Source organism: Streptomyces sp. SID3212 (assembly GCF_009865405.1).
GTDB lineage: Bacteria > Actinomycetota > Actinomycetes > Streptomycetales > Streptomycetaceae > Streptomyces.
Genome location: NZ_WWJY01000837.1, coordinates 1 through 3,248 on the forward strand (window position 1 = coordinate 1; position 3,248 = coordinate 3,248).

Consider the following 3,248-nt stretch of genomic DNA (forward strand, 5'->3'; position numbering starts at 1 on the left):
CAGGACCCGTGACAGGTCCGTCCACCGCGCGAGTGCCGCGTCGCCGCCGCCGCGCGGCTCGGGCAGGTCGGGGACGAGCGCCGCGTACGCCACGGACACGACCCGCATCCTCGGGTCGCGGTCGGGGTCGCTGTAGGTCCGCAGCTGCTCCAGGTGGAGCGCGCCCGCGGTGTGCTCCGACAGGCCCGTCTCCTCGGCGAGTTCGCGGCGGGCGGCCTGTCCGGCGGACTCCCGGGGCAGGACGAAACCCCCGGGCAGGGCCCAGGCGCCCAGGTACGGCTCCAGGCCGCGCTCCACGAGCAGGACGTGGAGCTGGTTGTGGCGGACGGTGAAGACGGCGAGGTCTACGGTGACCGCGAACGGCGTGAAGGCGGACGGGTCGTACCCGTCGGGGACGCGGGGTGCCCGCGGGCTCCCCCGCCCGTCCTCCGGCACCCGCCCCCGCGTGTTCATCGTCGCTCCGGCAGCGGCGGCGCGAAGTGCCAGCCCCGGTCGAGCAGGGCGTCCACCGCCGCGACCGCCGTGTCGAGCCGCTTCTCGTGCGGTCCGGTGAGCTCGACGAACTCCCGTCCCGTACGCGTGAGTTCGGTGCGGAACCGGTCGGTCATCCAGGGCCGCAGCTCCTCGCCGTCCCGCAGCCCGTCGTCCTCGAACGGCACGTCCTCGTGTCCGGTGAGCAGCCACAGGTGACGTCGCGTCCGGCCGGCGATCTCCTCCACGAGCGGGTTGCGCCCGCCCACGTACCGCTCGTGCCAGACGGTGGTGGCGAACGCGTCCGTGTCGCAGATCAGCACCGGTGACCCGGCCCGCGCCGCGCTCTCCTCGGCCTCGTCCTGCCGCCGGGCGATCAACGGGAAGTCGTCCGTGGTGAATTCGACGTCCTCCCACCGCGCCCGGGGCTCCCGCGCCCGCAGCGCCGCCAGCTTGCGCTCGCTGAACTCCCGCCCGTACTCGGGTACGTAACCCGTCCGCGCCCACACCCCGCCCCGCGCGCGGTAGTGCGCGGCGAGGGCGCGGGCCAGTGTGGTCGTGCCGGTGGACTCGGCCCCGAGGACCACGACCCGGCGCGCGAGCGCGGCCCGTACCGGCGGCTCCAGGAAGTCCCAGCAGGCGGCCGGGTCCTCGCGCACGGCCGTACCGGAGACGGGGAAGACCGTACGGCCGGGGTCGACGCACACGGATTCGGCGCCGAACCGCCGCCCCAGCTCTTCCCCGTACGCCTCGGAGGTGAAGACCACGTCCACGCGTCCGGGCACCGCGCCCCGGAAGACGGCCATGTGCGCGTCCCAGACCGCCGGGTCGTTCACGTCCATCGGCGTGTCGTCCAGGGCGCCCACCACCCGTACGTCCGGGTGGACTTCACGCATCCACGCGACCCGGTCGGCGAGGGGGACCGACTCCACGGAGGCCGCGCAGACGAGCACGGTGAGGTCCGCGCAGCGGTCGCGCGCGGTCCGTACGAGATGGTGGTGGCCCGCGTGCGGCGGATAGAACTTGCCGAGCACCAGGCCGTGTCCGTACGCGCTCATCCGGCGCTCACCACCAGGGGGCGGTCCGGCGAACGGGCCGTGTCCCGGGACCAGTTGCGCAGTCCGGCCAGGCACAGGGCGAGGAAGCCGACGTACAGCAGCGAGGTCAGGTAGAGGTCCTTGTGGGCGTAGAGCGGGATGTAGACGACGTCCGCCGCGATCCAGAGCCACCAGGACTCCAGCAGCTTGCGGCACTGCCCGTAGGTGGCCATCAGCGAGAGGGACGTGGTGAGCGCGTCCCAGAAGGGCACGGTCGAGTCGGTTGCGCGGCCGAGCAGGAACGTCAGGCCGAGTGTCCCCACCACCCCCGCCGCGCAGAGCACGCCCCATTCGGTGCGGGTCGTACGCCGCACCGCGGGCGCGGGTGAGTCCGGGCCACCCCCGTGGGTCCAGATCCACCAGCCGTACACGGCGAGGGTGATGAAGACGGCCTGCAACGCCATGTCGGCGTAGAGGCCCGCCTGGAGGAACAGCACGACGAAGAACAGGTTGTTGGCGATGCCGACCGGCCAGTTGGCCACGTGCTGACGGGCGACGAGCCACACGCAGAGCGCGCCGCTGCCGAAGCCGAGCACCTCGGTCCAGCTGACCGGGGTGTCCAGCACGGTCACCAGGGGTCGCTGCAAGGGATCGAGGATGTCCGCGAGACTCACGCCCGCCTCCTTAATGGTCATGTTGACTATAAAGGCGAACGGCCTTGCCCCACAAGGGAAAAAGCCCGCGGCCTGAACGGCCGCGGGCTTTTTCCTGTCGTACGCCGGGCTGTCTACAGCCCGACCTCCTTCATCAGCATGCCGACCTCGGTGTTGGTGAGGCGGCGCAGCCAGCCGGACTTCTGGTCGCCCAGCGGGATCGGGCCGAAGGACGTCCGGACGAGCCGGTCGACCGGGAAGCCGGCCTCGGCGAGCATGCGGCGGACGATGTGCTTGCGGCCCTCGTGGAGGGTGACCTCGACCAGGTAGTTCTTGCCGGTGTTCTCGACGACCCGGAAGTGGTCGGCCTTCGCGTAGCCGTCCTCCAGCAGGATGCCGTCCTTGAGCCGCTTGCCCAGGTCGCGCGGGAGCGGGCCCTGGATCGCGGCGAGGTAGATCTTCTTCACGCCGTACCGGGGGTGGGTGAGGCGGTGGGCCAGCTCTCCGTGGTTGGTGAGCAGGATGATGCCCTCGGTCTCCGTGTCGAGCCGGCCGACGTGGAAGAGACGCGTCTCACGGTTGGTGACGTAGTCGCCGAGGGACTGGCGGCCGTCCGGGTCCTCCATCGTGGAGACCACGCCGGCGGGCTTGTTCAGCGCGAAGAAGAGGTGCGACTGGGTGGCGACGGTCAGCCCGTCGACCTTGATCTCGTCGCGGTCCACGTCCACGCGCTTGCCCTGTTCGAGGACGATCTCGCCGTTGACCTCGACGCGGGACTGCTCGATCAGCTCCTCGCAGGCGCGGCGCGAGCCCATGCCGGCGCGGGCGAGCACCTTCTGGAGGCGCTCGCCCTCCTGCTCGGCGCCCGGGTTGGTGCGGGGCGTCCTGATCTCGGGCTTGTCCGCGTACCGGTCACGGTTGCGCTGCTCGATCTTCGCGTCCAGCTCACGGGGGCGGGCCTGGCCGCCGGGGCCCCTGCGGGCGCGCGGAGGGGTCTGGGAGGGCTTGGGGCCGCCCTTGGCGCCGCCGCGGGCCGCCGCGCCCCGGGCACCGCGCGGGGCGCCCGTGGCACCGGCGCCGCCGGTCG

General features: G+C 72.4%; 4 protein-coding genes. All 4 read right to left on the bottom strand.

Annotated elements, in window-relative coordinates; translation table 11 throughout:
* The coding region (locus GT042_RS25410; RefSeq protein ID WP_161311057.1) for an NUDIX hydrolase at positions 1 to 453 on the bottom strand (453 nt) is incomplete at its 3' end.
* A complete protein-coding gene (locus tag GT042_RS25415; RefSeq protein ID WP_161311058.1) occupies positions 450 to 1,529 on the bottom strand; it encodes an AAA family ATPase in 1,080 nt (359 codons plus the stop codon). The genes GT042_RS25410 and GT042_RS25415, both read right to left, overlap by 4 nt.
* Positions 1,526 to 2,182: a nicotinamide riboside transporter PnuC gene (gene pnuC, locus GT042_RS25420; protein ID WP_161311059.1), complete on the bottom strand. Its 657-nt coding sequence runs from the start codon at positions 2,180 to 2,182 to the stop codon at positions 1,526 to 1,528. Before pnuC ends, GT042_RS25415 begins: the two co-directional genes overlap by 4 nt.
* A gap of 113 nt (positions 2,183 to 2,295) precedes the next feature.
* On the bottom strand, positions 2,296 to 3,248 hold a 953-nt coding region (locus GT042_RS25425), incomplete at its 5' end, for a pseudouridine synthase (protein WP_161311060.1).